This is a genomic window from Actinomadura sp. NPDC023710, from assembly GCF_040639875.1.
GTDB classification, from domain to species: Bacteria; Actinomycetota; Actinomycetes; order Streptosporangiales; family Streptosporangiaceae; genus Spirillospora; species Spirillospora citrea.
In genome coordinates, this window is the sequence record NZ_JBFAGB010000001.1 from 335,488 (window position 1) to 361,775 (window position 26,288).

Consider the following 26,288-nt stretch of genomic DNA (forward strand, 5'->3'; position numbering starts at 1 on the left):
CCCGCCACCCAGTGACCCGCCACCCAGTGACCCGCCACCCAGTGACCCGCCACCCAGTGACCCGCCACCCAGTGACCCGCCACCCAGTGACCCGCCACCCAGTGACCCGCACTCGCCGTGACCCGCACCCGCCGTGACCCGCACCCGCCGTGACCCGCACCCGCAGCCCGCGAGTTCAGTGGTCAAGGCCTGAGATGTCGCCATGACCGCGAGCACCTCTCCGGCCGCTCAAGGGCCGGAGGTGACCTGTGGAGACAGCTCGCCACTCATCAGATCGGAGAGACGATGCAAGCCCGCTTGCCTCTTCCCCAGGCGAAGTCCGACGTGGCCGGGAACGGTGCGGCGGGGAGCGGGACGCGAGGGCGGTGGCGGATGAGGTTCGGGCGTGGGGACCGGGGGTCGGGGACGGTTTGGGTGTTGGGGTTCGCGGTCGTCATCTGGGTGGTGGGGGTGGCGGCGATCCTGGTCGGCGGGGTTCGGGGCGCGCGGCATCGGGGGGAGGCGGCGGCGGACATGGCGGCGCTGGCGGGGGCGACGCGGGTCGCCGACGGGGGCCGGGCCGCCTGTGCGAGGGCCGAGGAGATCGCGGTCGGATCGGGGGCACGGGTGGTGCGATGCCGGGTGCGGGGAGAGGTCGTCGACGTCTCGGTGGCCGTCGATGTCCCGATGCTCATGGGGCTGAAGGGACGACGGATCGTTTCTCGGGCGAGGGCTGGCCCTGTGGAGCAGGACGGCGTACCCTGGCGCCACATGTCTCGTTGCACTGAGTGTCAATAGAGGCGGAGAGGGGTGCGGAGAATGAAACACGTTCCTCTTCGTCATCCCTCTGTGACTTTTGCTACCCGGTGGTACGTTACGCTGCCGTAAGCCCATAGTCATCGCCAGGCGCGGCGCGTCCGGCGGAAGGCCGGCGCGAGTTGTCGAAGGGATTGAGGCCGTGACCATCATTCGCAGGATCGGTGCGATCGCGCTCGCGGCACCCCTTGCGATGAGCTTCCCGGTACTCGCCGCCCTGCCCGCGCAGGCGGCCTCGACCAGCGTCATCACCCCGGCGAACGGCGCCGTGATCAGCAGCGGGTCCCAGGTGACCGCGAAGGCCCACTTCGACTTCGCGATCACGATGCAGCTGCGGGTGGACGGCCCCGGGATAGGCGACACGTTCCTCCAGGAGAAGGGTCTCTCGGGCGATATGTCCGGAACCTTCTCGATCAACCGGAATGGTCGCTACAAGGTCTACCTGCTCGGCAAGCAGACGAACCATGTCTACGACGCCAACACCTTCACCGTGCGCATCGCGCCGGCGGCTCCCACCGGCGTGTCCGCCCGCGCGTCCGGCGGCAAGCTCGTGGTGAAGTGGAACCGCGGCCTCGAAGACGACCTCACCGGCTACACGCTCGCCGGGTCGGGCGTGAAGTCCAAGGCCGGCTCGCTGAACTCCCTCTGCTCGGGAACGAGTTGCTCCACCACCCTGTCGCTGACCAGGTCCAGCGGCGCGGCCTCCGTGGGCGTCAAGGCGATCCGGGCCACGGGCACGGGTGGATCGCTCTACTCGGGCACCGCTTCGGCGACCGCCTCGCTCGGAGGCGGGACCGGGTCCGCCCCTGGCGGATCGGTACCGTCCCTGCCGTCCGGCGGTTCCGGCGTCCCCAGCGCAGGGACGCCGCTGACGCCGTTCAACAACCGGTCGCCGGTCACCCTGCCGTCCGTCCAGCCGGACGGTGCGACGCCAGGGTTCACCTACCCCGCGCCGCAGATCGCCACCGACTCGCCGAAGGCCCAGAACGTCGCGGCGACCGACCGGCTCCAGTGGGGCAAGAGCGTCGGCATCGCGCTGGTCCTGCTGATCGTCGCCGCGCACCTCGGGACCTGGACGCGCCACCTGCGCTTCGCCCAGGCGGGCACGAGCAGCAACGGCATGGCGGCCCGCATCGCGCGCGGCGGCACCGGCCGCAAGCGGGTGAGCAGGTCGCGCCAGCAGATCGCGCGCGCCGAGGCCCTCGCCAAGACCGCCCCGGTCGCCGCGGCCGGAGCCAGGCGCGCCCGCTCGTCCAAGCGCACCACCGGCACGGCCGTCCTCGACTCGAAGCCGAAGACCGGCCGCCGCCCCGCGACCCTCGGCAAGCCCGCCGGCGGAGTGAACGTCCGCCTCGCCAACCCCGGCGCGAAGCCGAAGCCCAAGCGTGGCCGCCGCCGCAAGTGATCCCCTGAACCACCTCCGACCGAGTGAAGCCCAAGCCGCCTGCGGGTGAGCTGGACGGGCTGAGCCGGTAACGGAGAAAGGTGCACTCCTTTGCCGGTGTGACCGCTCGGCTGGTGGTGAGCCGAAGGCTGCGGGCGAGCTGCTTCCAGCGCGGATGGCTGCGTCCCGGCGTGAATCATGGTGAGGGTGCGAGGGGGCGCCTGCCGTGGTCGGCTCGTGCCGGAGTGCCGGAGTGCCGGAGTGCCGGAGTGCCGGAGTGCCGGAGTGCCGGAGTGGGGCCGCTACTAGGGGGTTGGGCGGTCTTGGGTCAGGCCGGTGAGGATGCCGGTCAGGCCTCGTTCGAAGCGGTTCGTCAGGCCGGGGCGGGCGGTGAGCGTGTCGGCGACCGCTACCAGGTTCGGGTAGCGGTCGGAGGGCAGGTCGCTCAGGAAGCCGCTGATCTCGGCCAGGCGCGCCGGGTTGTCGGGGCCCTTGCCGAAGGCGGTCTCCTGGGCCGCGAAGCCGACGACGTAGAACATCAGCAGCAGGTAGCCGTAACCCGCCAGCCGTTCGTCGAAGCCCGCGCGGCGCAGCACGCCGATGATGTGGTCGGCCAGCCGCAGCCCGTTGGGGCCGAACGCGAGCCTGCCCGGCATGAGCTGAGCGACCTGCGGGTGGGCGAGCAGTGCGCGGCGGAGCGCGAGGCCGATCTCGTGGAGTTGCTCCACCCAGGGCCGGGTGTCGTCCTCGGGTAGCGGCACCTCGCCCAGCACGGTGTCGATCAGCAGGTCGAAGAGCTCGTCCTTGCCGCGGACGTGCCAGTAGAGGGACGGGGACTTGATCTGCAGCGCGGTCGCCAGCCGCCGCATGCTGAACGCGTCGGCTCCCTCGGCCTCCAGGAGTTCCAGCGCGGTCCGGGCGATCCGCGCTCGGTCCAGCCGGGTGACGCCGCCGTCGTCGGACAGGCCAAGTGCCATGGGCTTAATCTAGCACTGCAAGGGAGTCCCTAGCAGTGTTAGGGTCTCCCTAACATCGCTAGGGAGGAGTCGACCGTGCGAACGGAGATCACGACGCCCGAGGGCACGGGCCGGACGGCCGCGGGGTGGTGGCCCCTGGCCGCCATCGCCCTCGCCGTCTTCATGCTCATGTTGGACGCGACGGTGGTGACCGTCGCGCTTCCGGATCTGGGCCGCGACCTGCACGCCGGCCTGGACGGTCTGCAATGGGTGATGAACGCCTACACCCTCGCGATGGCCGCGTTCCAGCTCACGGCCGGATCGCTCGCCGACCGGCTCGGACGGCGGCGCACCTTCCTCGCCGGGGTGGTGGCGTTCGCGGTGTCGTCCCTGGCCTGTGGCCTGGCGACCGCACTGCCCGTCCTCATCGCCGCCCGCGTGGTGCAGGGCCTGGCGGGGGCGCTGATGTTCGCCACCACGCTCGCCCTGATCGCCCAGTGCTACGACGGACGCGACTGCGGCATCGCGCTGGGGGTGCGCGGCACGGTCGCGGGGCTCGCCGTCGTGCTCGGTCCGGTCGCCGGGGGCGCCCTGGTCTCCGGGTTCGGCTGGCGCTGGATCTTCCTGATCAATCTGCCGGTCGCGGCCCTGACCCTGGCCCTCGCGCACCGGTCGCTGCCACGTCGCGAGCACCTGGAGGTGAGGCGGCTCGACCTCGCCGGACCGGTGCTGCTGGCGATCACGCTGGTGCTGCTGGTGCTCGCCCTGCTGCGGGGGGCCGACGACGTCCGTCTGTATGCGGGATCGGCCACCGGGGCGGTCGCGTTCCTGCTCCTGCAAAGGCGCCGGCGCGAGCCGATGCTGGACCTCACGCTGTTCCGCAGCCGCGTGTTCACCGGGACGCAGGTGGGCTCGTTCACCGTCCAGGCGAGCGTGTTCGCATTGCTGATCTACCTGTCGCTCTACTTCCAGGAGCACGAGCACTACACGGCGCTGCGGACGGGCCTGGCGTTCCTGCCGCTGGTCGTTCCCATCCTGCTGGCCGGGCCGGTGGCGGGCGCGGTGATGGACCGGATGCCCAAGGGGGCACTGGTCGCGGGGGCGCTGGCCTCGCTGACCACGGGTATCGCGCTGATGGACGCCCACCTGACCACCGGCTTGATCGTCGCCGGGTTCGGCTGCGGCGTCGTGCTGCCCGTCCTGGGCGGCCTGGCCGTCGACATCCCCGACGAGCGGCATCTCGGGATGGCCTCGGGCGTCAACAACACCGTCCTCCAGGTCGGCATATCGGTCGGTATCGCCGTCTACGGGGCCGTGCTGGGGGCGGGTGCCCCGTCCCATGCCGATCTCGGCCGGCTCTTCTCGCTGGGCGCGGCGATCGCCCTCACCGGTGCCGTGCTCACTGCGATCATGCTCTGCGGCCGATCCCGTTGAGCAGGGCATCCGGTCGGCCGTCGAGCCGGGCGGGAAGGCGCCCGATCCGCTCGCACCCGGTGTCGAGTCCGGCCTCTTCCCGTCCGGGCACTGGAGCCCTGCCCCAGCGAGCCGTCCTGCTCCTTCAGCCGCCGATCCGCTCGATGAATCCGCCGTGCGCGTGCGGGTCTGCCGAGGTCACGGCCGTGGCGGGTGGTGTTGGGCGACGTAACGTGGGTTTATGCGTGAGCGGGGGAGCCGCCACTTTCCAGGACGGTCGGTGCCGCGGGGGGCGGCACCTGGATGCCCGACGCCCGTTCTGCGGGCGCCGCCGTGGGCGGGCTGAGGGATGGCCGGTCTGCGGGCTCGGTTGCTCGGGGGCGTGGAGTTGCGGCTCGACGGTGAGCCGCTACCGCCGCTGGAGTCCGCAAGAGTGGAGTCGCTGCTCGCCTACCTGCTGCTCCACCGGAACGTGCCGCAGTTGCGGCAGCGGCTGGCGTTCCTGCTGTGGCCGGATTCCACGGACGCCCAGGCGCGCACCAATCTGCGCAAGGTCCTGCACAATCTGCGCCGCTGCCTGCCGGAGACCGATCGCTTCATCGACATCGGCGCGCGGACGCTGCGGTGGCGCGAGGACGCGCCGTTGTGGTTGGACGTCGAGCAGTTCGAGCAGGCGCTCGCCGACGGGCGGCTGGAGGACGCCGTGCGCGTCTACCGCGGCGAGCTGCTGGAGGGCGACTACGACGAGTGGATCGCGGACGAGCGCGAGCGGCTCGCGGAGCTGCACATGGAGGCGCTCGGGGAGCTGGCGCGCTGGCATGAGCGGGAGCGGAACTGGCCCGCGGCCATTCGCCGCGCCGAGCAGCTGGTCGGGTGCGACCCCCTGCGGGAGGAAGGCCATCGCCTGCTGATCCGGGTTTCCGGCGAAGGCGGGGACCGGGTCCGGGCGCTGCGCACCTACCACGTGTGCGCCGCGACGCTGGAGCGGGAGCTCGGTGTGGAGCCGTCCCCGGAGACGCGGGCGATGTACGAAGAGCTCCTGGCGGAGACGGCCCCCGCCGCGGACGACCGGCATGCGACGTCGCCGTTCGTCGGGCGCGAGGAGGAATGGGGCCGGCTGGCGGGGACGTGGCGGGCGGCCGCCGGCGGAGCCGCGCGGTTCGTGCTGGTCAGCGGGGAGGCGGGTATCGGCAAGACCCGGCTGGTGGAGGAGTTGCGCGTGCGCGTCAACGCGATCGCGGTCGAGGCGCGCGCCTACCCGGCGGAGGGGACGATCGCCTACGGGGTGGTGGCGGCATGGCTGCGCTCCCGTCCGGTGGCCGCGCGGTTGGCGAGGCTCGACCGCGCGGGGCTGACCGAGCTCTCCCGGCTGCTCCCCGAGCTGGACGGCGACGTGGCACCGCCGGCGCCGGTCTCCGAGACGGAGCTGCGGCGGCGGCTGCCGCGCGCCATCGGCCGTGCGCTGCTCAACGCCGGCGCGCCCCTGCTGCTGGTCGTGGACGACGCGCAGTGGGCGGACGCGCAGTCCCTGCGGTTGATCCACTACCTGGTCCGGGCGGCGCCGTCCGCGCGGCTGCTCGTCGCCGCCACCGCCCGCCGCGAGGACCTCGACGCGGGTCACCCGCTCGGCACGCTGATCGGGTCGCTCCAGTCGCTCGACCGGTTCACCGAGATCGGGCTCGGCCGGCTCGGCCGGGCGGAGACGGCGCTGCTGGCCGAGCGCGTCGCGGGAGCCCCGCTCGACGCCGGGCGGCTGCGCCGCCTCCACGGCTACAGCGAGGGCAATCCGCTGTTCGTGGTGGAGGCCATGCGGGCGGACGCGCCGGCGGACACCGCGAAGGTGCAGGCGGTGATCGCGGGACGGCTGGAGCGGCTGTCGCGGCCGGCCGCGGAGCTGGCGGGCATCGCCGCGGTGGTGGGACCCGCCTTCCCCGCCACCGTCCCGGCGAGGGTGAGCGGCTTCGACGAGCGGACGTTCGTCGCCGCGCTGGACGAGCTGTGGCGCCGCGGGATCGTCCGCGCGCACGGCCCCGGCGCCTACGACTTCAGCCACGGCCGGATCCGGGACGCCGCCTACGCCGCGCTGGGCCCGCCCCGCCAGCGTCGCGTCCACCTCGCGGTGGCCCGCGTGCTGGAGGAGTGCGGCGGCACGGCGGCGGCGCTGGCCTCGCACTACGAGAGGGCCGGGGCGGTCGCGGACGCCGTCCGGTGGCATGAGCGGGCGGCCGGGGACGCGCAGTGGCTGCACGCGCACGCCGACGCGGCCAGGGAGCTGGAGCGGGCGCTGGCCCTGTCGGAGGGCTTGCCGCCGGGTCCTGACACCGCCAGGACCCAGCTGCGGTTGCTCACCGCGCTGCCCGCGCCGCTCGTGGCCTGCGAGGGGTACGGGTCGGAGCGGATGGCGCGGGTGCACGCGCGGGCGCTGCGGCTCGCGGACCGGCTCGGCGCCGAGCCGGAGCCGCCGCTCGTGTGGTCGCTCGCGCTGGCCGCGCTCACGCGCGGCGAGTGGGCGGCGGCGCACGACTTCGGCGAGCGGCTGCGGGACCGCGCCGAGCGCGACGGCGACCAGGTCCTGCGGGTCGAGGCCGACCACGTCCGCGGGATCGCGGCCTACTGGTCGGGCGACCTGGAGCGGGCCCGCCGCCACTTCACGGCCGCGATACGGCGGTCCCGGCCGGCGCGGCGCGGTGCGCACGTGCTGCGCTACGGACAGGACACGGAGCTGATCGTCCGGCTGCGCCTGGCGCACGCGCTGTGGCTGCTCGGCCGCGGCGCCGAGGCCGACCGCGAGCGCGACGCGGCCCTGGCGGTCGCGCAGGGGTCCACCCATGCCTACAGCCGGGCGGTCACCTGGCTGTGGGCGGCGGTCGACGCCGTGGACCGCGGGGACGACGCGCAGTTCCGCCGTCACGTGCGCGGCTTGGAGGCGGACCTGGTGGAGGACGCTCCACGCCAGGTCCGCGTTTCCATGGAGCTGTTCGGCGGATACCTCGACCTCCTCGCCGGACGGAGGGGTCCGGGCCTGGCACGGCTGCGCCGCTTCCGCGACCAGGTCGTCCACGGGGAGGCGCCCGCGCCGGGCCTGCCGGGCGTCGCGACGCGGCTGCTCCTGGAGGGGTACGCGGTGGCGGCGGAGCCGGCGGCCGGGCTGGCCCTGGCGGACGAGGCGCTCGGCATGGGACGCGGCGCGCGGCTGTGGGAGGCCGAGATCCGGCGGCTGCGCGCGACGTTCCTCGCCACGCTCGGCGCACCGGACGGGGAGGTGGACGCGGAGCTGCGGCGGGCTCTCGCGGCGGCGCGCCGCCAGGGGCAGCGGGCGTTCGAGGAGCGGGTGCGCGGAACGCTCGCGGAACGCGGCCTTCGCCAGGATCGTGCCATCTGATCCGAGGAGGAGCCATGGCCACGATCGACCCGGTGAACGCCCTGCGCGGCGCGCTCTCCGGCACGGTACTGCTGCCCGGCGAGTCCGGTTACGAGGAGGGGCGCCGCGTCTTCAACGCGATGATCGACCGCCGTCCGGCGGCGATCGCCCGGTGCGCCGACGCGGCCGACGTCGCGATGGCCGTCGACACCGCCCGCGAGCACGATCTCATCGTGGCGGTCCGCTGCGGCGGCCACAGCATCGCGGGTCTCGGCACCTGCGACGACGGCATGCTGATCGACCTGAGCGGGCTCAAGTCGATCAGCGTGGACCTCGCGGCGCGGACGGCGACGGCGGGCGGCGGCGTCCTGTGGGGCGAGTACGACGCGGTGACCCAGGAGTTCGGGATGCACAGCCCCGGCGGGCGCGTGACCACCACCGGCATCGGCGGGTTCACCACCGGCGGCGGCTACGGCTGGACGTCGTCCAAGTACGGTCTGGCCTGCGACAGCCTCGTCTCGGCCGAAGTGGTGCTCGCCGACGGGAGCATCGTGCGGGCGAGCGAGCGCGACAACCCCGAACTGTTCTGGGGGATCCGGGGCGGCGGCGGCAACTTCGGCGTCGTCACCGAGTTCGAGTTCCGGCTGGACGCCCTCGGCCCGACCGTCTTCGCCGGGCTGACCCTCTTCCCGATGGAGCGCGCCCTGGAGACCATGCGGGGCTGGCGCGACTGGGCGGACGCCGCGCCTGACGAGGTGGCCACCGCGTGCGCCGTCATCACCGCGCCGCCGGAGCCGTTCGTCCCACCGGACCTGCAGGGCAAGCCGGTGTTCGGCGTCCTCGCGATGTACGTCGGCGCTCCGGAGCTCGGCGAGGAGGCGATGCGCCCGCTCCGGGACCTCCGGCCGGTCGTCGACGTCCTCGCGCCGATGCCCTACGTCGACTTCCAGGCCGTCATCGACCCGATCAACGCGCCCGGATCCCGGGGGTACTGGCGCGGCGAGTACCTGCGCGAGCTGAGCGACGACGCCGTCGACGCGTACCTCTCCCACGCAGGCGGCCTGGCCGGACGCGGCGCCCCGCTGTCCCAGATGGTCGTCTTCCGGATCGGCCAGGGCGTCGCGAAGATGCCGGACGAGGCGACGGCGTTCTCCCACCGGGACGCCCGCTACCTGTTCCATCCGATCTCGGCGTGGTCGGACCCGTCCGACGACGAAGCGATGATCGCCGCGACCCGCGCTTTCGCGGCGGCCATGCGGCCGTTCGGCACGGGGGCGTCGTACCTCAATTTCACCGCGGAGGGGAACCGCGTCCGGGACGCCTACGGCGAGGAGAAGTACGCGAGGCTGGTCGCGCTCAAGGACTCCTACGACCCCGCCAACGTGTTCCGCCTCAACCAGAACATCCGCCCGACGCATCCGGCGGAACCCGTTCTCGCGTGACGCGGGCCGGCTCGTTCGCCGGTTTCCCGGGGGACGGGTGTTGGTCGTGGGGCTGGCGAGCGTCCAGAGCACGGTCTAGGCTGCCTTGCCAGTCGGATCGTCTGGCTTGTGCGGCAATGCGGTCCGTCGTCCGAGACCTCGGCCCCCGTTCCGTACAGGGGCCCGATGGAGAGGGGAGCCTCCGCATGATCTTCCTGGGACTGCTCGTCGCGCTCGCCGCCGGCGCGGTCGGCGTCGCCGTGGCGCTGGACAACCCGGGCGCGGCCCGGCTGACCCTGTTCGGCGACGAGGTTCCGGGGATCACCTCGCAGTGGCAGGTCTTCATGGCCGGCGCCGTCGTCGCCATCGTGTTCATGGCGGGGATGATGGTCGCGTCGCTGGGGTTGCGGCGCGCGATGAGCATGCGGCGCGAGCTGCGGGACCTGCGGGACGAGCACGAGGAGTCCCTGCAGACCCTGGAGATGGAGCGGCGCAAGCTGCAGCAGGCGCTGGCCCAGGCCCGGCGCGGGATGGACGACCCGGCCTCCGTGCCCGCCCAGCGCGTCGCGCCCAACTGACCGGGCTACTCCGGGGCCTCGTGCAGGAGGACGGCCAGAAGGTCGAGGGCGCCGCGCTTGTCCAGCGGGTCGTTGCCGTTGCCGCACTTGGGCGACTGGATGCAGGACGGGCAGCCGGAATCGCACTCGCAGGACGCGATGGCGTCGCGGGTCGCGCGTAGCCAGGCTGCGGCGTCGCCGTAGCCGCGCTCGGCGAATCCGGCGCCGCCTTCATGGCCGTCGTAGACGAAGACGGTGAGCAGCCCGGTATCGGGGTGGACGGCAGTAGAGACACCGCCGATGTCCCAGCGGTCGCACGTGGCGAACAAGGGGAGCAGGCCGATCGAGGCGTGTTCGGCGGCGTGGGCTGCGCCTGCCAGGTCGAGGTCGTCCAAACGCGAGATCTGGGCTTCGGAGAGCGTCCACCATACGGCGCGCGTGCGGAGGGTCCGTGGCGGCAGGTCCAGAGGCTTCTCGCCGAGCATCTCCCCTGTCTGCAAGCGGCGCATCTGGTACGCGACCACCTGGCGGGTGACCTCGACGGTTCCGAAGCTGAGCGTGGCCTCGCCCCAGGAGACCGAGCGGAGCCGCTCCACGATGCTGATGTCGGTGACGTCGCGGGCGGTGGTCGAGTAGTCGGGGTCCGCCGCCTCGACGAGCGCGACGGAGTCGTCCAGGTCGAGGGTCTGGACGATGAACGACTCACCCTGGTGGATGTAGACGGCCCCCTCGTGGACGGTGGTGTGCGCGGACGGCTCGTCCACGGTGCCGAGGAGCCGTCCGGTGGAGGCCTCGACGACCTGGATGGGGGCGCCGCCCGCGCCCCGGATGTCGGCCAGGTCGCAGGCCCTGTCGCGGCGCGTCCAGTACCAGCCGGCGGGGCGGCGGCGCAGGAGACCGCGCCGCACCAGGTCCGGCAGCAGGTCGGCGGTCGCGGGCCCGAAGAGCGGGAGGTCGTCCTCGGTGAGCGGCATCTCGGACGCCGCCGCGCACAGGTGCGGTTCGAGGACGTAGGGGTTGTCGGGGTCGAGCACGGTGGCCTCGACCGGCGTCCCGAAGATCGCCTCGGGGTGGTGGACGAGGAACGTGTCGAGCGGGTCGTCGCGGGCCACCAGGACGGACAGGGCCGACTGCCCGGAACGTCCGGCACGTCCTGCCTGCTGCCAGAGCGACGCGCGAGTGCCCGGCCATCCGCAGACCAGGACCGCGTCGAGCCCGGAGACGTCCACGCCGAGTTCCAGCGCGTTCGTGCTCGCCAAGCCGATGATCGAGCGCGAGCGCAGGGCGGCCTCCAGGGCGCGCCGCTCCTCGGGCAGATAACCGGCACGGTAGGCGGCGACCTGCTCGGCCAAGCCGGGGGCGACCTCGTGCAGAGCGCGCTTGGCGCTGAGCGCCACCGACTCTGCACCGCGCCTGGAGCGGACGAAGGCGAGCGTCTGGACGCCTTCGACAACAAGGTCCGCCAGGAGGTCACCGGCCTCGGCGGTGGCGGTACGGCGAACGGGCGCGCCCTGCTCGCCGCGCAGGTCCGTCAGCGGCGGCTCCCAGAGGGCGAACGTGGCGGGCCCGCGCGGGGAGGCATCGTCGTCCACGGCCACCACATCGAGGCCGGTGAGACGGGACGCGGCCGCGGCGGGCTCCGACGCGGTGGCCGAAGCGAGGATGAACGTGGGGGACGCGTGGTACCGCGCGCACACCCGGCGCAGGCGCCGCAGAACCTGCGCGACATGCGACCCGAAGACGCCGCGATATCCATGGGCCTCGTCGATGACGACATACCGGAGCCGACGCAGAAAGGACGACCACCGGGCATGCCCGGGAAGGAGCGACCTGTGCAGCATGTCCGGGTTGGTCAGTACGTAGTTGGCGTGCTGCCGGACCCACGTCCGTTCGTCCTGCGGCGTGTCGCCGTCGTAGGTCGCCGCGCGCACCCGCGTGAGGCGCAGGGAGCGCAGAGCGCGGAGCTGGTCGGCGGCCAGAGCCTTGGTCGGCGAGAGATAGAGGACCGTCCCCTCGTGGCGAGGGTTCTCCTCGCCCGCGTAGATCGCCTCGACGCAGGGCAGCAGGTAGGCGAGCGACTTGCCCGACGCCGTCCCTGTGGCGATGATCACAGAGCGTCCGTCGCGGGCGTGCTCGGCCGCGGCGGACTGGTGCTCCCACGGGGAGGCGATGCCGGCGGCGGCCAGCCGTTCCACCAAAAGCGGCGGCGACCAGGAGGGCCACGCGGCCCGGCGTCCCTGACGTGCGGGAACGCTCTCCACATGGGTGATGCGTTCGCGCCGTGCGGGGTCGGCGAGCAGCCGGTCCAGGGGAGTTGAGGATCTTTGGGCGCCCATCAGGTTTTCAGTGTGCCAGCCGGGGCAAAACTACGGGAACGCCCCGGCGCCGGAGGGCCCGTTCCCCCTGCTCTGACCCTGAGATCAGCAGGTCAGACGGGATGGCGCGAACTTTCGCCCGTGTGGGCGATTACGCGCGTACGCGACGCCGGAGCGTGGTTGAATCACGGCGAAGTCTCGGCGGCCGGCGCCCTACCCACGGGGCCGGACGGCGGGATCGGATAGTGCTGCACGGCGCGTGGAGGATCTGTGGATCTGAAGGTTAACGACTACACCACCGACGATGGCCTCACCGTCATCAACGTGGAGGGCGAGATCGACGTCTACACGGCGCCGAAGCTTCGCGAGAAGCTCATCGACCTGGTCAACAAGGGCAAGTTCCACCTGCTCGTGGACATGGAGAAGGTGGAGTTCCTCGACTCGACCGGGCTCGGCGTCCTCGTGGGCGGGCTGAAGCGGGTGCGGGCCCACGACGGCTCGCTGGAACTCGTGTGCACCCAGGAGCGCATCCTCAAGATCTTCCGGATCACGGGGTTGACCAAGGTCTTCGGCATTCACGACTCGATCGCCGAGGCCGAGGAGAAGCGCAAGGGCGCCAAGTAGGCGCCCCGCGGCCGAGATGTCGACTGTTGAACTGTCCTTCAGCGCGCTGCCCGTCCACGTTCGGACCGCCCGGCTGATCGTGACCGCCGTCGCCCGTCGCAGCGGCGTCGCCGAACCTCTGCTCGACGAGGTCCGGCTCGCGGTCGCCGAGGCGTGCTCCCGGGCCGTGGAGGCGCACCGCCGGCACTGCCCGGACGAACCCGTCCGCCTCGAACTGCGCGGCGAGAAGGGCCGCTTCGAGGTGATCGTCAGCGACACCGTCCCCGGCGACCTCCCGCCGGAGGGGCTCCCCGCAGCCGCCGCGGACGAGGGAGCGGACGAGTTCGAGTACGGCCTGGGCGAGGGCATCGCTGAACTGGGTCTGGCCGTCATCGCCGGGCTCGCCGACGACGTGGAGATCGCCAACACGCCGAAGGGGGTCCAGATACGGATGAGCTGGCCGGCCGAAGCCGAGGCGACCATCTAGACGTTTTCATGGCAGTGCCCTTCTTCTTCGGGCCTTGGCGGCCCGAAGAAGAAGCGCACTGCGGGCGATCGCTGGCATCGCTTCGTCTCGCCTTGCGGCTCGCTGCGCGATCAGGTTCTCGCTTCGCTTGAACCTGCCTTCGGACGCGATCGCAACCATTGAGGTTGTTGCGGGGTTGCCCCTGGGGGCGGAGGTCGATGCAGTAGACGGCTTCCGCCGTCGTCTCCAGTACTTTCTGCTCCTGGCGCTACGCGCCTCCCCATCGGTCCGGTGTACCCATCGGTCCGGTGTCGGGCGAGCGTCGGCATCGATCCGGCTCGGCTGGCTGTCCGCCGCACCAGCACTTTCCTGCTGCAGCCGGACCTGCCTTCGGGCGCGATGGCAGCTCATGCACGTGTCTCTCTCAAGGAACGCGCCCCATCGGGCGCACCTGTCCGTCCGGCGGGCCCGTACCGGAGACTGCCTCCCGGCCTGCCGGTGATTCGGTCTGGCCCGCGCCGAGTGCGCCCTTGTGCCCACGTATCGCGCCAGGGCGCCTCGTGTCGGGCCTGCTCCCCTGCGTCTCTCAATGCGTCTGTGCGGGCGTGGTGGCCTGACGCCCGGGCTGGAGTCGTGGTGACCGTGTGTGAGCACGGGTGGGGTCGTGGTGGGGCTCGTGGGAGCGGTGGTGCCCGTGGTGTGAGACTCTCTTGCGATCACCCGGGATTCGCCCCGATTTGGGTCTAGACATATTCCGTGTTAATGCTTAGCTTGAATGCGGACGCCGGTCGTCGTGCCGAAGCGCCGGTCATGCCCTGTGCCCGTCAAGGTATCGGCAGGGCAATGAAAGCCTGGCCCGGCCTGACCTGGGACGATGCCGCTTGATCAGGCCAATGTGTCAATTTCCGGCGTATCGCATGTTTCATTTCGGCGACATCTTCGTGAAGGGCGTCGCGGCCTTAACATTCGACTTACGCGTGCGTAGACTCCCGGCACCCGCGTTGCCGTGCGAGGCGTTCCAAATCGTGACTCGTTGGGTACGCGGTAAAGATCGCTTTTATGTCGGTCGCGATCACAACGCCCCTGTCGAGGAGGACGGATGCCCGGGTTTTCCCTGTCAAGCCCGGCCAGCGCTGAAGTGGATCTCGGCGGCGGCGACCTTTCCCTGGTCGTCGTCGTCGCCGTGGTCGCACTGCTCGCACTGGCCGTCGCCGCGGGTCTCGTACGCGACGTCCTGGCCGCCGGCCAGGGCACCGCGAAGATGCAAGAGATCGCGCGCGCCGTTCAGGTGGGCGCAGGCGCCTACCTGAAACGCCAGTTCCGCACGGTCGCGATCTTCGTGGTCCTGATCCCGCTCATCCTGCTGCTCCTGCCCGCCGACTCCACCGGCGAGCGGATCGGCCGGTCCGTCTTCTTCGTCATCGGCGCGATCTTCTCGGCCGTCACCGGGTTCACCGGCATGTGGCTGGCCGTCCGGGGCAACGTCCGGGTCGCCGCGGCCGCCCGCGAGGAGGGCGGCGAGAAGACCGCGATGCGGATCGCCTTCCGCACCGGCGGCGTCGCCGGCATGTTCACCGTCGGCCTCGGCCTGTTCGGCGCCGCCGTCGTGGTCCTGGCCTACCAGGGCGACGCACCGAAGGTGCTGGAGGGCTTCGGCTTCGGCGCCGCGCTGCTCGCCATGTTCATGCGGGTCGGCGGCGGCATCTTCACCAAGGCCGCCGACGTCGGCGCCGACCTGGTCGGCAAGGTCGAGCAGGGCATCCCCGAGGACGACCCGCGCAACGCGGCGACGATCGCCGACAACGTGGGCGACAACGTGGGCGACTGCGCCGGCATGGCCGCCGACCTGTTCGAGTCGTACGCCGTCATGCTCGTCGCGGCGCTGATCCTCGGCACCGCGGCGTTCGGCAACCAGGGCCTGGTGTTCCCGCTGATCGTGCCGATGATCGGCGTGATCACCGCGGTGATCGGCATCTTCGCGGTGGCGCCCCGCGCGGGCGACCGCTCCGGAATGACCGCGATCAACCGGGGCTTCTTCATCTCCGCGGGGATCTCCGCGGTCCTCGTCGCGATCGCCGCGTTCGTGTACCTGCCCTCGTCCTTCGCGGACCTGGACGGCGTCACCGACAAGGGCATCGCGGGCCTGGACGCCGACCCGCGGTGGGTCGCGCTCGGCTCCGTCCTGATCGGGATCGTGCTCGCCAGCGCGATCCAGGTGCTCACCGGCTACTTCACCGAGACCAACCGCAAGCCGGTCAAGGAGGTCACCAACAGCGCCCGGACGGGCCCCGCCACCGTCATCCTGGCGGGCATCTCGCTCGGCCTCGAGTCGGCCGTCTACACCGCGCTGGTGATCAGCGCCGCCGTGTACGGGGCGTTCCTGCTCGGCTTCGGCAACACCACCGTCGCGCTGTTCGCGGTGGCGATGGCCGGCACCGGGCTGCTCACCACCGTCGGTGTGATCGTCTCGATGGACACCTTCGGGCCCGTCTCCGACAACGCCCAGGGCATCGCCGAGATGTCCGGGGACGTCCAGGGCGAGTCCGCCGCGGTGCTGGAGCGGCTGGACGCGGTCGGCAACACCACCAAGGCCATCACCAAGGGCATCGCGATCGCGACGGCGGTGCTCGCCGCGACCGCGCTGTTCGGCTCGTTCCGCACGACGGTGATCGCGGCGCTGGCGGACGCCTCGAAGGGCGCCAAGGACGCGATCGGCGCCGACTTCCTGAACTTCAACCTGTCCATCGCGAGCCCGAACGTGCTGATCGGGCTGATCATCGGCGCGGCCGTGGTGTTCATGTTCTCCGGCCTGGCGATCATGGCGGTGGGCCGCGCGGCGGGCCGGGTCGTGGTCGAGGTGCGCGAGCAGTTCCGCACCAAGCCCGGGATCATGGACTACACCGAGAAGCCCGACTACGACCGGGTCGTGGACATCTGCACCCGGGACGCGCAGCGCGAGCTCGCCACCCCGGGCCTGCTGGCCATCCTGACGCCGATCGCGGTCGGCTTCGCCCTCGGGTACGCGCCCCTCGGCGCCTTCCTCGGCGGCGCCATCGCGGCGGGCGTGCTGATGGCGGTGTTCCTCGCCAACTCCGGCGGAGCCTGGGACAACGCCAAGAAGCTCGTCGAGGAGGGCCACCTCGGCGGCAAGGGCAGCGAGGCGCACGAGGCCACGATCATCGGCGACACGGTCGGCGACCCCTTCAAGGACACCGCCGGCCCCGCGATCAACCCGCTGATCAAGGTGATGAACCTGGTCGCGCTCCTGATCGCGGACGCGGTGGTGACCTACGCGGGCAACACCGCGCTGCGCGTCGGCGTCACCGTGCTGTCCGTCGCGGTCGTCGTCGCGGCGATCGTGATCTCCAAGCGGCGCGCCGACCCGATCGGCGGTTCGTCCACCGATCCCGCCGTCGAGGGCGGCAAGCCGGAGCCGGACGCCGCGAAGAGCGGCGAGGCGGCGGGCGCACTCGACGAGGGCGCCCCGAAAGAGGCGGCCGTAGGCGCCGACCCGGCGGGAGCGAAGGCCGAGTCGGACGCCGAGGAGTCGTCCGCGGGCAAGTCCTGACCGACTGAACGCGAGGGGCCGGTGGCGACGCGCCGCCGGCCCCATGCGCGTTCCGAGGGGTCCCGTCCGACCACCCCGGGCCCGGTCGTACGCTGTGCGGGAGGGGTGGGGCGTCCCGCCCTCGACCCAGCGGATCGATCTCGGGAGGCGGCCGTGGCGAGCGGCGGCGGCAAGCGGGCGATGTCGGGGCCCAAGGGCTTCGCGATCGTGATCGGCGGAATGCTCGGCATCATGCTCGTGCTCTGGACCCTGGCGGCCCTCGCGGCCCCTTAATGTGGCGGCCATGCCCACGCTCATCGTGCTCCGCCACGCCAAGGCCGAAGCCGGCCTCGGCATACCCGACATCGACCGCAAGCTCACCGATCGCGGGCGCCGCGACGCGACCGCGGCAGGGGACTGGCTGCGCGCGAACGACCTCGTCCCCGGGCGGGTCCTGTGCTCGCCCGCCGCGCGGACCCGGGAGACCCTCGCCCGCCTGGCGCTGGACGCGGAAGTCGCCTTCGAGCCGGGCATCTACGACAACGATCCCGACGGGCTCCTCGCCCTCGTCTCCGAGACGCCGGACGAGACCGGCACGCTCCTGCTGGTCGGGCACAACCCGTCCGTGCACCACCTCGTCCAGGACCTGACCGGCCAGGCCCCCGACGCCTTCCCCACCTGCACCCTCGCCGTGATCGACCTTCCTCCCGGCGCGTGGACGGACGTCCGGCCCGGGCTCGGCACGCTGCGCGCCGTCCGCACGCCCAAGGACTGACGGTTCACCGGCGCGGCTCGGCGGCCTCCAGGGACGACGCGATGACCTGGTCCACGTCCCCGCGCAGCTCCCCGATCGTGTGGCGGGTCCCAGAGACCTGCAACAGGGCGTGACGCAGCGGGGTGAGCTCGTCGGGGCCGACGCCCTCCTTGATCTCCGCGCGGCGCCGCCGGGTCAGCGTGGACAGGTAGGAGTCGAGCTCGGCGAGCTCCTCGCCGAGCTCCTCGACGGGCGTACCGGCCTCCGGATCGTGCTCCCCCGGATCCTCCAGCAGGCCGGCCGCGTCCTCCAGCTGGTCGGCGAGGCGGTCGAGGATCTCGGGGATCGGCCCGGTGTCCACGGCCCGCTCCCGGGACAGCTTCGCGACCGCGATGAGGTGGTCGCGGGCGCGGTGCGCGGCGGCCACGACTCTGCGCAGCCGGTCGTTCAGTTCGAGGTCGGGCACCCGCTCGTGGCCGAGCCGGGTCCGGGTCTCGGCGACCGCCTCCGCCGCCCGCTCCGCAGTCACGATCGTGTCGTGCGGCAGCCGGGTCCGCTCCCCGGCGAGGACGTCCGCCGTCATCCGGACGAGCGCGGCGTGCGTCCGCAGGAGCCGTTCGAGCTGGCCGGGCAGCCGTTCGAGGTGCCCGGCGGGCCACAGCAGCAGGACGGCGAGGTAGGCCATCAGCGCCCCGGCGACCGTGAGGCCGATCCGCTCGCCGGCGATGCGCCAGTCGGCGGGCGCGGAGAAGTCCAGCAGCATCATCGCCAGGGGGGTCCCGAAGAGGGCCCAGTAGGAGAAGTTCACCGAACGCATCGCGAAACCGGCCCCCGCGAAGCAGAACGCGATCACCGCGACGGTGGGCTGCCCGGGCGCGAGCGTCAGGATGACCGCGGCGACGGCGGCCCCGGCCGCGGTGCCCCCGACGCGCTGGACGAGCCGGTCCACGGTCTCGCCGTAGGTGGCGCGCAGGCTCAGCATCGCCGTGATCGTCAGCCAGTGGCCGTGCGGGATCCCCAGCACGGCGGTGAGCGCCATCGACACGACCGCCGTCACGTACACCCGCGACGCCTGCCGGAACGTGGGGGAACGCGTGCGGACGGCGCGGCGCACCCGGTCCCAGACCGGCATCGGGTCGAGCGTGCCCGGCATCCGCGGCGCCGCGAACCCGATGCGCAGGCCGCCCGCGACGAGGCGGCGCGTGGAGGCGACCTCGCCGGCGATGCGGTCGACGGAGCGGCGGACCTGACCGATCAGCGCGACCGCGACCAGGTCCTCGTCGCCGGCGAGACCGGCGCGCCTGATCTGCTCGGCGGCGCGGACCATCCGCCGGACGGCGGCGGACTCCTCGCGGCCGAGCGGCGCCTCTCCCGCCGTCGCGACCGCCCCGGCCAGCAGCCGCAGCCGCGCCGCGAGCGCCGAGATCGCCGTCTGCGTCTCCAGCCGCCACTCGCGGTCCGGCGGGTAGTTCTTCGCCGCCTCCAGGACGGCCTGGAGCGTCACCGTCTCGTGCAGGATGCGCCCCAGCGCGTCGATCACCCGCTCGGGCCTCGTGGGTTCGTTCCCCGCCCGTCCCGACCGGTACAGCCCGTAGGTGGCGCGCGCCGCCGTCAGCGACTCCGACGCCGCCCTTCGCTTGGCCTCCCAGTCCGGGATGCGGGTGACCGCCAGCAGGTCGGGATTCGTCAGCTCGACGGCGTCGAGGGGCCCCGCGTCGTGGGCGCCCACGTCCTGCGCCACGGCGTCCAGCGCCTCGGCGACCGCGTCCGCGGCCTCGCTCAGCGCCTCCCGCAGCGGCCGCAGCCGCCGCGCGGGCCACGGCGCCAGCAGCAGCCCGGCGGTGAGCAGCCCGCCCACCAGCTCCAGCAGCCCGATGTTCACCACGTCCGCGGACGGCGGCCGGACGGCGCTCAGCAGCACCGCGAGCCCCGCGGTCGACCCGATCCGCGGTACCGCCACGCCGAGCGCGACCAGCGGCGGCACCACGATCACGGCCGGCCACAGATGCCCGCTGAGCAGCCCGCCCACCCCGGACCCGACCGCGACGATCAGCACGCCGACGGTGAGGTTGCGCGCCCGCGCCCCGTACGGGCCCTCCGGTGCGCGCAGCGCGACGAGGTAGGCCCCGAGCGCGATCATCGACCCCTGCGCGGCGTGCCCGGTCAGCGCCCCGACGAGCAGCGGAACGGAAACCGCGACCGCGGCGGCCAGCCCGTAGAAGGGCGCGGCCTGCCCATGCACCTGGGCATAAGCCCCCCGCGCCCGCCGCAGCATGAGCAGTGTCTACCCAGGGGGACGACCCCCTGGAACCCGCTGTGTCTTCCCAGCGGGTCGCTACCCCTGGGGGTCCTCAGCGTCGGCGGCTTCTACCTCTTCGCGGGAGATGCCCAGGAGGAAGACGATGGTGTCCAGGTAGGGGACGTTGACGGCGGTGTCGGCGGCCTGGCGGACGACTGGTTTGGCGTTGTAGGCGATGCCGAGGCCGGCGGCCTGGAGCATGTCGAGGTCGTTGGCGCCGTCGCCGATCGCGACGGTCTGGCTGATCGGGATGCCGGCCTCGCGGGCGAAGCGCTCCAGGGCGGCGGCCTTCCCGGCGCGGTCGATGACCTGGCCGGTGACGCGGCCGGTGAGCTTGCCGTTCTGGATCTCCAGGGTGTTGGCGGCGGAGTAGTCGATGCCGAGGTCCTCGACGAGGGCGTCGGTGACCTGGGTGAAGCCGCCGCTGACGATCGCGAACTTGTAGTCGAGGCGCTTGAGGGTGCGGACCATGGTGCGGGCGCCGGCGGCGAGGCGGAGCCGGTCGCGGACGGCGTCGATGGCGGCCGCGTCCAGCCCGGCGAGGAGCGCGACCCGCTCGCGCAGGGAGCCCTCGAAGTCGAGCTCGCCGCGCATGGCGGCCTCGGTGACCTTGGCGACCTCGTCGAGGCAGCCGGCGTGCTCGGCGAGCAGCTCGATGACCTCGCCCTGGATGAGGGTGGAGTCGACGTCCATGACGATGAGCCGCTTGGCGCGGCGGTGCAGGCCGCTGTGCTGGACGGCGACGTCGACCCGCTGCTCGACGGCCTCGGCGGTGAGCGCGGCGCGCAGACCGTCCGGGTCGGCGCCGGAGACGTCCATCTCGATGCAGGTGACGGGGTTCTGGGCGAGGCGTTCGATGCGGTCGATGTTGGCGCCGTGCGCGGAGATCCGCCCGGCGATGCCCGCCATGGCGGCGGGCATCAGCGGGTTGCCGAGCACGGTGACGTGCAGGCGCCCGCTGCGCTTCGGCATCCGCTTGTTGCGCCCGGTGGACAGCTCGATCTCCATGTCGAGGTCGTTCGCGACGCGTTCGGCGGCGTTCCACACCCGTCCGATGTCGGCGCCCTCGGTGTAGGCGAGCAGGACACCGAGGACGAGCCGTCCGCGGATCACGACCTGCTCCACGTCCGCCACCGTCAGTGGGAACTGCGAGAGTGTCCGGAAGAGGCGCGACGTGACGCCGGGGCGGTCGCGGCCGGTGAGTGTGATGAGCAGCGTGCGCTCTGCTGACCCGTCCATGCTGCTCCCAACGGTACCGGCCGCGCCGGGCGTCCCGCCCGTCAGGTCCGGCATGCGAGACGCTATCCGGGCAGGATCAGGTTCAGATCGCCGAATTCGTGCCAGAGATAGCGCTCGGCGAGGGCGGCCTCGTAGGTGGCGGTGAGCAGGTCGCGGCCCGCGATGGCGGTCAGCATCATCAGGTGGGACGACCTGGGCTCGTGCAGGCCGGTGAGGAGGCCGTCCACGGCTTGGACCCCGCCCTCGGGGGTCACGACGTGCTCGGTCCAGCCGGAGGACGCCTGGACGCGTCCCGCGGCGTCCACGGCCGTCTCCAGGGCGCGCACGGCGGTGGTGCCGACGGCGATCACCCGGCGGCCCTGGGCCCGGACGTGCCCGACGAGCGCCGCGGTCGGTTCGGGGACGGTGTAGCGCTCGGCGTAGGGCGGTTCGTGGGCCTCGGGGGACGCGACGCCCGTGTGGAGGGTGATCGGGGCGATCAGGACGCCGCGCGAGACCAGCCGCGTCACCAGTTCGGGTGTGAAGGGGCGGGCGGCGCTCGGCATCTCGGCGCCGCCGGACGAGCGGTCGTGGGCGAAGGCGGTCTGGTAGGCGGTGGCGGGCCAGTCCCGGTGGACGTACCCGTACCGGATCGGGACGCCGTGGCGCCGCAGGTAGGGGACGACCTCGGTGCTCAGCCGGGCCTGCCAGAGCCGGTCGGACTCCCCCCGGGCGCGGTGCCCGTGCCGTCCGACGAGGGTGAGGGTGGCGCCGCCGGGCATCGGAATCCACTCGCCGGGGGAGCCCCCCGCGTACGGGCGGCTGCCCTTGCCGGCGGGGCGGCGCAGCTCGACGAGCCACAGCCGGTCGTCCGCGCCGGGCACCGGGGTGGAGAAGTGCACGCTGATCCGGTCGAGCCGGACGGCGGCGGGCAGCGTGGCCGAGGTGTTGACGACGAGCAGGTCGCCCGGGTCGAGCAGGCCGGGCAGGTCGCGGAACGCGTGGTGGGAGACCTCGCCGGCGGCGCGCCGGGAGACCAGGAGCCGGACGCCGTCGCGGGTCCGGCCGCGCGCCTCGGGCGGCTCGTGCGCCTCCAGCGCGGTGGGGAGGGTGAAGTCGACGGTCATGTCCGGACCTCCAGGCGGAGAGCGGCGATCGCGCCGAACGCGGCGATCGCGGCGAACAGCGCCCCGGCGACGGCGAGCCCGGCGTCCAGCCGGGCGGCGCCGAAGCCGGTGACCAGCGCGCCCGCGACCCCGACCACGAGGGACGAGCCGAGGGTGTCGCTGATCTGCAGCGCGGAGGAGTTGACGCCCTGCTCGTCCTCGGCCGACAGGTCGAGCAGCAGGACGGAGAGGCTGCCGATCGAGAAGCCCATCCCGGCGCCGCCGATGATCCATGCCGGGGCGGCGAGCCAGCCGGAGAGCTGCAGGGCGACGGTGGCGAGGACGATCCCGGCGGTGACGAGGACGGCGCCGAGGAGGGCGAAGAACTCGCGGGAGCGCTCGGAGCGGCCCTGGATCTGGGACGCCGCCGACCAGCCGAGCGCGCCGACCGTCAGGACGATCCCCGCCTGCGTGGCGCTGAAGTCGTGCAGCCGCGTCAGCGCCAGCGGGATGAAGACCTCGGTGCCGAAGAAGGCCCCCGACAGCAGGCCCCGGACGAGGATGACGCTCGGCAGCCCGCGGCGGAGCCGGAGCGTTCCGGCGGGCACCAGGCGGGGCAGCCCGAACGCCAGGCCCGCGAGGCCGGCGAGCACGGCGGGCAGCATCGTCCAGCCCGTCCCGTCGAGGCCGTAGAGGAGGACGCCGGTGCCGGCGGCGACGCAGAGGGCGGCCGGGTAACGCGAGCGGCCCGGGACCGGGGCGGCACCGGACGGCGCGATGCCGCGCAGCACGGGGAGCAGCAGCAAGGCCGGCGGGATCACCAGCGGGACGAGCCCGAGGAACACCCACCGCCAGCCGGCGTGCTCGGCCAGGGCGCCGCCGGCGGCCGGGCCGATCAGCGACGGCAGCACCCAGGCGGCCGACAGGGCGGCGAACACCCGGGACCGCAGATCCTCCGGGTAGACGCGGGCGATCACCACGTACAGGGCGACGAGCGGGACGCCCGTGCCGAGGCCCTGCACGGCGCGCCCGGCGACGAACACCCACATGGACGGCGCGGCGCCCGCGACCACCATCCCGGCGACGAACACGCCGAGCCCGATCAGGAACGGCCGGGTCGGTCCCGACCGGTCGACCCAGCCGCCCGCGAGCACCGTGGACAGCAGGCTCGTGATCAGGGTCGCGCTGAAGCCCCACGCGTACAGGGCCAGGCCGTCCAGGTCGCCCGCGACCACCGGCATGACGGTGCCGACGGCCATGCTCTCGAACGCCAGCAGCGTCACGACCAGGACGATCCCGAGCGTCGCACCCCGGAATCCCGTGCCCAATATGCCCTGTTTTGTTGCCACCCGTTCATGATCAAGGACGCTGGTCATCCCGCGGCCGCCAGGTCCGCCGCCCGGTACCGCCCGCTCGGAAGGCGGCGGGAGACGAGCCGGTGGAGCGCGGCGGCGGCCTCCTCGGGCGGCGGGGCCGCGTCCGCGTCCTCGCCCGCCGCGCGGAGCATGTCGGTGTTCATCTCGCCCGGGTCCGCCCACCACACGGCCACGTCCGGCTCCTCAGCCGCGAGGACGTTCGACAGCTGCTCCAGGGCCGCCTTGGACGCCCCGTAGCCGCCCCACGTCTCGTAGCCCTCCACGGCCGCGTCCGACGTGATGTTGAGGATCGCGCCGCGCCGCTCCCGCAGGCCGGGCAGGACGGCCTGGATCAGCGCGAGCGGCGCCAGGACGTTCGTCGCGAACGTGTCCGCCAGGGCGCCCTCGGGAAGCGAGGCGAGCCGGGGCATCGGCGTCGGGCCGAGCGTGCTCGCGTTGTTGACGAGGAGGTCGAGCCCGCTTTCGACCGCGCGGGCGAGGGCGTCCCGGTGCGCCGGATCGGCGACGTCCCCGGGGACCGCGGTCGCGCCGGTGCCGGCCGCGACCGCGGACAGCGCGGCGGCGTCGCGGGCGTCGATGACGAGGTTCCAGCCGTCTTCGGCGAGAGCGCGGGCGAGCGCCCGGCCGAGGCCCCGGGAGGCCCCGGTGATCAGTGCCGTCTTCATGCCCTCGACGCTAGGAACCGGCGCGCCCGTCGGCATCGGCCTACGGGTCCCCCGGGCCGTCGTCAGATGGTCCTAGGACCGGCGTCCCGCGCCCCGGGGAGGGACGGCGCGGCACGTACTCCCGCCGGCTGATTCGAGAAGACCCGCCTAGAGAGTACGGTCTTCACATGCGGGGCGCCGAAGGGCGCCCGCCGGGGAGAGCGAGAGGCCGGAATGGTGACGGACGAGGGCTGCCGCGGCGACCAGGGCGCGACCCTGCACGCCGTCAGCTCCGCCGTGCTCGCCGTGACCCGCCACCTGTCCGTGCACGAGGTGCTCCAGGTGATCGTCCGGGCGGCCGCGCAGCTGCTGGACGCCCGGTACGCCGCGCTCGGCGTGCCCGACGACGAGGGCTCGTTCGCCGAGTTCGTCGTCGAGGGCGTCTCGGAGGAGGAATGGGAGCGGATCGGCCCGCTGCCCCGCCAGCACGGCATGCTGGCCGCGATGCTGAAGGGCGGCGCGCCGAAGCGGCTCGGCGACATCCGCAAGGAGGCCGAGTTCGAGGGCTGGCCGGTCGCGCACCCCGTCCTGAAGGACTTCCTCGGTGTGCCGATCCGCGACGGCGATGACGTCCTCGGCATCGTCTTCCTGGCCAACAAGCGCCGGCCCGGCGGCTTCACCCAGGACGACGAAGACCTGCTCACCCTCTTCGCCGCGCACGCCGCGATCGCGATGGCGAACGCCCGCCTGTACGAGCACAACCGCGAGCTCACGGTCGTCGCCGAACGCAACCGCCTCGCCCGCGAGCTGCACGACGCCGTCGCGCAGAAGCTGTTCTCGCTGCGGCTGACGGCCCGCACGGCGTCCGCGCTGGCCGAGCGCGACCCGGTCCGGACCGTCCGGGAACTTCAGCAGGTGGAGCGGCTCGCCGCCGAGGCTCTCGCCGAGTTGCGCGCCGTCATCTTCGAGCTGCGTCCCGCCGATCTGGCGGACGGCCTCGTGGCCTCGCTGCGCAAGCACGTCGAGGTGCTCGACCGCGCGCACGAGTCCGCCGTCCGCCTCTGCGCCGACGAGGCGATCGTCCTGCCGGAGGCACACGAGGCCGTCGCCTTCCGCATCACCCAGGAGGCGCTCTACAACGCGCTGCGCCACGCCGGGGCGAGCACCGTGCAGGTGCGGCTCCGCACGGAGGACGAGCGGGCCGTGCTAGAGGTCTCCGACGACGGCACCGGTTTCGACGCGTCCGAGGGGGAGCCCCAAGGCGGGCTGGGTCTCACCTCCATGCGCGAGAGGGCGTACTCGATCGGCGGCGACCTCACGATCGACGCCGCGCCCGGTGAGGGCACGACCGTCCGGCTGGAGGTGCCGCTGTGAACGCCGCGCGAGGGCCGATCCGGGTCCTGATCGCCGACGACCATCCGGTCGTCCGGCAGGGCCTGCGGACCTTCCTCGGCATCCAGGACGACATCGAGGTCGTCGGCGAGGCCGAGGACGGCACGTCGGCCGTGACACTGGCCGAATCCCTGAAGCCCGATATCGTGCTCATGGACCTGAAGATGCCGGGCGCCGACGGCCTGACCGCGCTGGCGGAGCTGCGGGCTCGCGGGGTGACGGCACGGGTCCTCGTCCTGACCAGCGTGACGGAACGCGGGCACGTGCTGCCGGCGGTCCAGGCCGGGGCGGCCGGGTACCTGTACAAGGACGTCGACCCGCAGGCGCTGGTCCAGGCGATCCGGGCGGTCCACGACGGGCACGTCCTGTTCGCGCCCGACGCGGCCGAGGCGATGCTGCGGAACGGGACGGCGGGTGACGCGGGTCGGGACGACCGCGGCCTCGCCGCGCTGACCGAACGGGAACGGGAGGTGCTCGTGCACATAGCGCGGGGCAGGTCGAACCGGGAGATCGCCCGCGCACTCGTGGTGTCCGAGAAGACGGTCAAGACGCACGTCAGTAATCTGCTCATGAAACTGGGAGTCCAGGATCGGACGCAGGCGGCGCTGTACGCGGTCCGGCACGGTGTGGGAAACACGAGTGCCGCCGGGGAAACCGGGAAGACCACCGCCCGCGGCTGAT

At 72.9% G+C, this 26,288-nt stretch carries 19 protein-coding genes; 12 read left to right on the forward strand and 7 right to left on the reverse strand.

Annotated features, from left to right (window positions below; translation table 11 throughout):
• Nucleotides 1–372 precede the first annotated feature (372 nt).
• Together AB0H37_RS01555 and AB0H37_RS01560 are read left to right on the forward strand one after the other, a co-directional pair.
• Nucleotides 373–777 (forward strand): Rv3654c family TadE-like protein, encoded by a 405-nt coding sequence (locus tag AB0H37_RS01555; RefSeq protein ID WP_360610603.1) that lies wholly within the window; start codon nt 373–375, stop codon nt 775–777.
• A 160-nt stretch (nt 778–937) separates the two neighbouring features.
• Nucleotides 938–2,200, forward strand: a complete 1,263-nt coding sequence (locus AB0H37_RS01560) for a hypothetical protein (protein WP_360610605.1) — start codon at nt 938–940, stop codon at nt 2,198–2,200.
• Nucleotides 2,201–2,484: 284 nt separating this feature from the next.
• Here the strand turns inward: AB0H37_RS01560 and AB0H37_RS01565 are convergent, their stop codons facing one another.
• The gene (locus AB0H37_RS01565; protein WP_179838180.1) at nt 2,485–3,156 is read right to left on the reverse strand and encodes a TetR/AcrR family transcriptional regulator C-terminal domain-containing protein; all 672 of its coding nucleotides are present in this window, start codon (nt 3,154–3,156) and stop codon (nt 2,485–2,487) included.
• Nucleotides 3,157–3,231: 75 nt separating this feature from the next.
• On the opposite strand from AB0H37_RS01565, the gene AB0H37_RS01570 reads away from it, so the two are divergent.
• The 4 genes from AB0H37_RS01570 (at nt 3,232) to AB0H37_RS01585 (ending at nt 9,908) form a co-directional block, all read left to right on the forward strand.
• Complete coding sequence (locus AB0H37_RS01570) at nt 3,232–4,569, forward strand: MFS transporter (protein WP_360610607.1); 1,338 nt, start codon at nt 3,232–3,234, stop codon at nt 4,567–4,569.
• 361 nt (nt 4,570–4,930) lie between these two features.
• The gene (locus AB0H37_RS01575; RefSeq protein ID WP_360610609.1) at nt 4,931–7,930 is read left to right on the forward strand and encodes an AAA family ATPase; all 3,000 of its coding nucleotides are present in this window, start codon (nt 4,931–4,933) and stop codon (nt 7,928–7,930) included.
• A gap of 14 nt (nt 7,931–7,944) precedes the next feature.
• Nucleotides 7,945–9,351 (forward strand): FAD-binding oxidoreductase, encoded by a 1,407-nt coding sequence (locus AB0H37_RS01580; RefSeq protein WP_360610611.1) that lies wholly within the window; start codon nt 7,945–7,947, stop codon nt 9,349–9,351.
• A 185-nt stretch (nt 9,352–9,536) separates the two neighbouring features.
• Nucleotides 9,537–9,908 (forward strand): hypothetical protein, encoded by a 372-nt coding sequence (locus tag AB0H37_RS01585; protein ID WP_329097637.1) that lies wholly within the window; start codon nt 9,537–9,539, stop codon nt 9,906–9,908.
• Between the two features lie 5 nt (nt 9,909–9,913).
• Here AB0H37_RS01585 and AB0H37_RS01590 read toward each other — a convergent pair whose 3' ends face one another.
• Complete coding sequence (locus tag AB0H37_RS01590; protein ID WP_360610613.1) at nt 9,914–12,223, reverse strand: DEAD/DEAH box helicase; 2,310 nt, start codon at nt 12,221–12,223, stop codon at nt 9,914–9,916.
• A 249-nt stretch (nt 12,224–12,472) separates the two neighbouring features.
• Between AB0H37_RS01590 and AB0H37_RS01595 the strand changes: the two genes are divergently transcribed.
• From AB0H37_RS01595 to AB0H37_RS01610, 4 genes are all read left to right on the forward strand, one after another.
• A complete protein-coding gene (locus AB0H37_RS01595) occupies nt 12,473–12,826 on the forward strand; it encodes an STAS domain-containing protein (RefSeq protein WP_021597910.1) in 354 nt (117 codons plus the stop codon).
• 16 nt (nt 12,827–12,842) lie between these two features.
• On the forward strand, nt 12,843–13,292 hold the full coding sequence (locus AB0H37_RS01600) for an ATP-binding protein (protein WP_179838174.1): 450 nt from the start codon (nt 12,843–12,845) through the stop codon (nt 13,290–13,292).
• Nucleotides 13,293–14,370: 1,078 nt separating this feature from the next.
• On the forward strand, nt 14,371–16,839 hold the full coding sequence (locus AB0H37_RS01605) for a sodium-translocating pyrophosphatase (RefSeq protein WP_360610615.1): 2,469 nt from the start codon (nt 14,371–14,373) through the stop codon (nt 16,837–16,839).
• 283 nt (nt 16,840–17,122) lie between these two features.
• The gene (locus AB0H37_RS01610; RefSeq protein WP_329097653.1) at nt 17,123–17,593 is read left to right on the forward strand and encodes a histidine phosphatase family protein; all 471 of its coding nucleotides are present in this window, start codon (nt 17,123–17,125) and stop codon (nt 17,591–17,593) included.
• A 4-nt stretch (nt 17,594–17,597) separates the two neighbouring features.
• Here AB0H37_RS01610 and AB0H37_RS01615 read toward each other — a convergent pair whose 3' ends face one another.
• The 5 genes from AB0H37_RS01615 to AB0H37_RS01635 all read right to left on the reverse strand — a co-directional run bounded on the left by AB0H37_RS01615 (nt 17,598) and on the right by AB0H37_RS01635 (nt 24,236).
• The gene (locus AB0H37_RS01615) at nt 17,598–19,847 is read right to left on the reverse strand and encodes an FUSC family protein (protein WP_329097655.1); all 2,250 of its coding nucleotides are present in this window, start codon (nt 19,845–19,847) and stop codon (nt 17,598–17,600) included.
• 60 nt (nt 19,848–19,907) lie between these two features.
• The gene (serB, locus tag AB0H37_RS01620) at nt 19,908–21,110 is read right to left on the reverse strand and encodes a phosphoserine phosphatase SerB (protein WP_179838170.1); all 1,203 of its coding nucleotides are present in this window, start codon (nt 21,108–21,110) and stop codon (nt 19,908–19,910) included.
• Between the two features lie 62 nt (nt 21,111–21,172).
• Entirely contained in the window at nt 21,173–22,216 is a 1,044-nt protein-coding gene (locus tag AB0H37_RS01625) for an S-adenosylmethionine:tRNA ribosyltransferase-isomerase (protein WP_329097657.1), read from the reverse strand.
• Nucleotides 22,213–23,544 (reverse strand): MFS transporter, encoded by a 1,332-nt coding sequence (locus AB0H37_RS01630; RefSeq protein ID WP_229810046.1) that lies wholly within the window; start codon nt 23,542–23,544, stop codon nt 22,213–22,215. The genes AB0H37_RS01625 and AB0H37_RS01630 overlap by 4 nt, the downstream gene beginning before the upstream one ends.
• Nucleotides 23,545–23,567: 23 nt before the next feature.
• A complete protein-coding gene (locus AB0H37_RS01635; protein ID WP_329097661.1) occupies nt 23,568–24,236 on the reverse strand; it encodes an SDR family oxidoreductase in 669 nt (222 codons plus the stop codon).
• Between the two features lie 213 nt (nt 24,237–24,449).
• On the opposite strand from AB0H37_RS01635, the gene AB0H37_RS01640 reads away from it, so the two are divergent.
• Both AB0H37_RS01640 and AB0H37_RS01645 read left to right on the forward strand, forming a co-directional pair.
• Nucleotides 24,450–25,589, forward strand: coding sequence for a GAF domain-containing sensor histidine kinase (locus AB0H37_RS01640; RefSeq protein ID WP_360610619.1), 1,140 nt, complete (start codon nt 24,450–24,452; stop codon nt 25,587–25,589).
• Nucleotides 25,586–26,287 (forward strand): response regulator transcription factor, encoded by a 702-nt coding sequence (locus tag AB0H37_RS01645; protein WP_179838165.1) that lies wholly within the window; start codon nt 25,586–25,588, stop codon nt 26,285–26,287. Before AB0H37_RS01640 ends, AB0H37_RS01645 begins: the two co-directional genes overlap by 4 nt.
• Nucleotide 26,288: the final 1 nt, after the last annotated feature.

Bases quoted from the DNA above. Each gene is read 5' to 3' on its own strand.
- AB0H37_RS01555 (WP_360610603.1), top strand. From the start codon at position 373: ATGAGGTTCGGGCGTGGGGACCGGGGGTCGGGGACGGTTTGGGTGTTG.
- AB0H37_RS01565 (WP_179838180.1), bottom strand. From the start codon at position 3,156: ATGGCACTTGGCCTGTCCGACGACGGCGGCGTCACCCGGCTGGACCGA.
- AB0H37_RS01580 (WP_360610611.1), top strand. From the start codon at position 7,945: ATGGCCACGATCGACCCGGTGAACGCCCTGCGCGGCGCGCTCTCCGGC.
- AB0H37_RS01585 (WP_329097637.1), top strand. From the start codon at position 9,537: ATGATCTTCCTGGGACTGCTCGTCGCGCTCGCCGCCGGCGCGGTCGGC.
- AB0H37_RS01590 (WP_360610613.1), bottom strand. From the start codon at position 12,223: ATGGGCGCCCAAAGATCCTCAACTCCCCTGGACCGGCTGCTCGCCGAC.
- AB0H37_RS01600 (WP_179838174.1), top strand. From the start codon at position 12,843: ATGTCGACTGTTGAACTGTCCTTCAGCGCGCTGCCCGTCCACGTTCGG.
- AB0H37_RS01605 (WP_360610615.1), top strand. From the start codon at position 14,371: ATGCCCGGGTTTTCCCTGTCAAGCCCGGCCAGCGCTGAAGTGGATCTC.
- AB0H37_RS01610 (WP_329097653.1), top strand. From the start codon at position 17,123: ATGCCCACGCTCATCGTGCTCCGCCACGCCAAGGCCGAAGCCGGCCTC.
- AB0H37_RS01615 (WP_329097655.1), bottom strand. From the start codon at position 19,847: ATGCTGCGGCGGGCGCGGGGGGCTTATGCCCAGGTGCATGGGCAGGCC.
- serB (WP_179838170.1), bottom strand. From the start codon at position 21,110: ATGGACGGGTCAGCAGAGCGCACGCTGCTCATCACACTCACCGGCCGC.
- AB0H37_RS01625 (WP_329097657.1), bottom strand. From the start codon at position 22,216: ATGACCGTCGACTTCACCCTCCCCACCGCGCTGGAGGCGCACGAGCCG.
- AB0H37_RS01635 (WP_329097661.1), bottom strand. From the start codon at position 24,236: ATGAAGACGGCACTGATCACCGGGGCCTCCCGGGGCCTCGGCCGGGCG.
- AB0H37_RS01640 (WP_360610619.1), top strand. From the start codon at position 24,450: ATGGTGACGGACGAGGGCTGCCGCGGCGACCAGGGCGCGACCCTGCAC.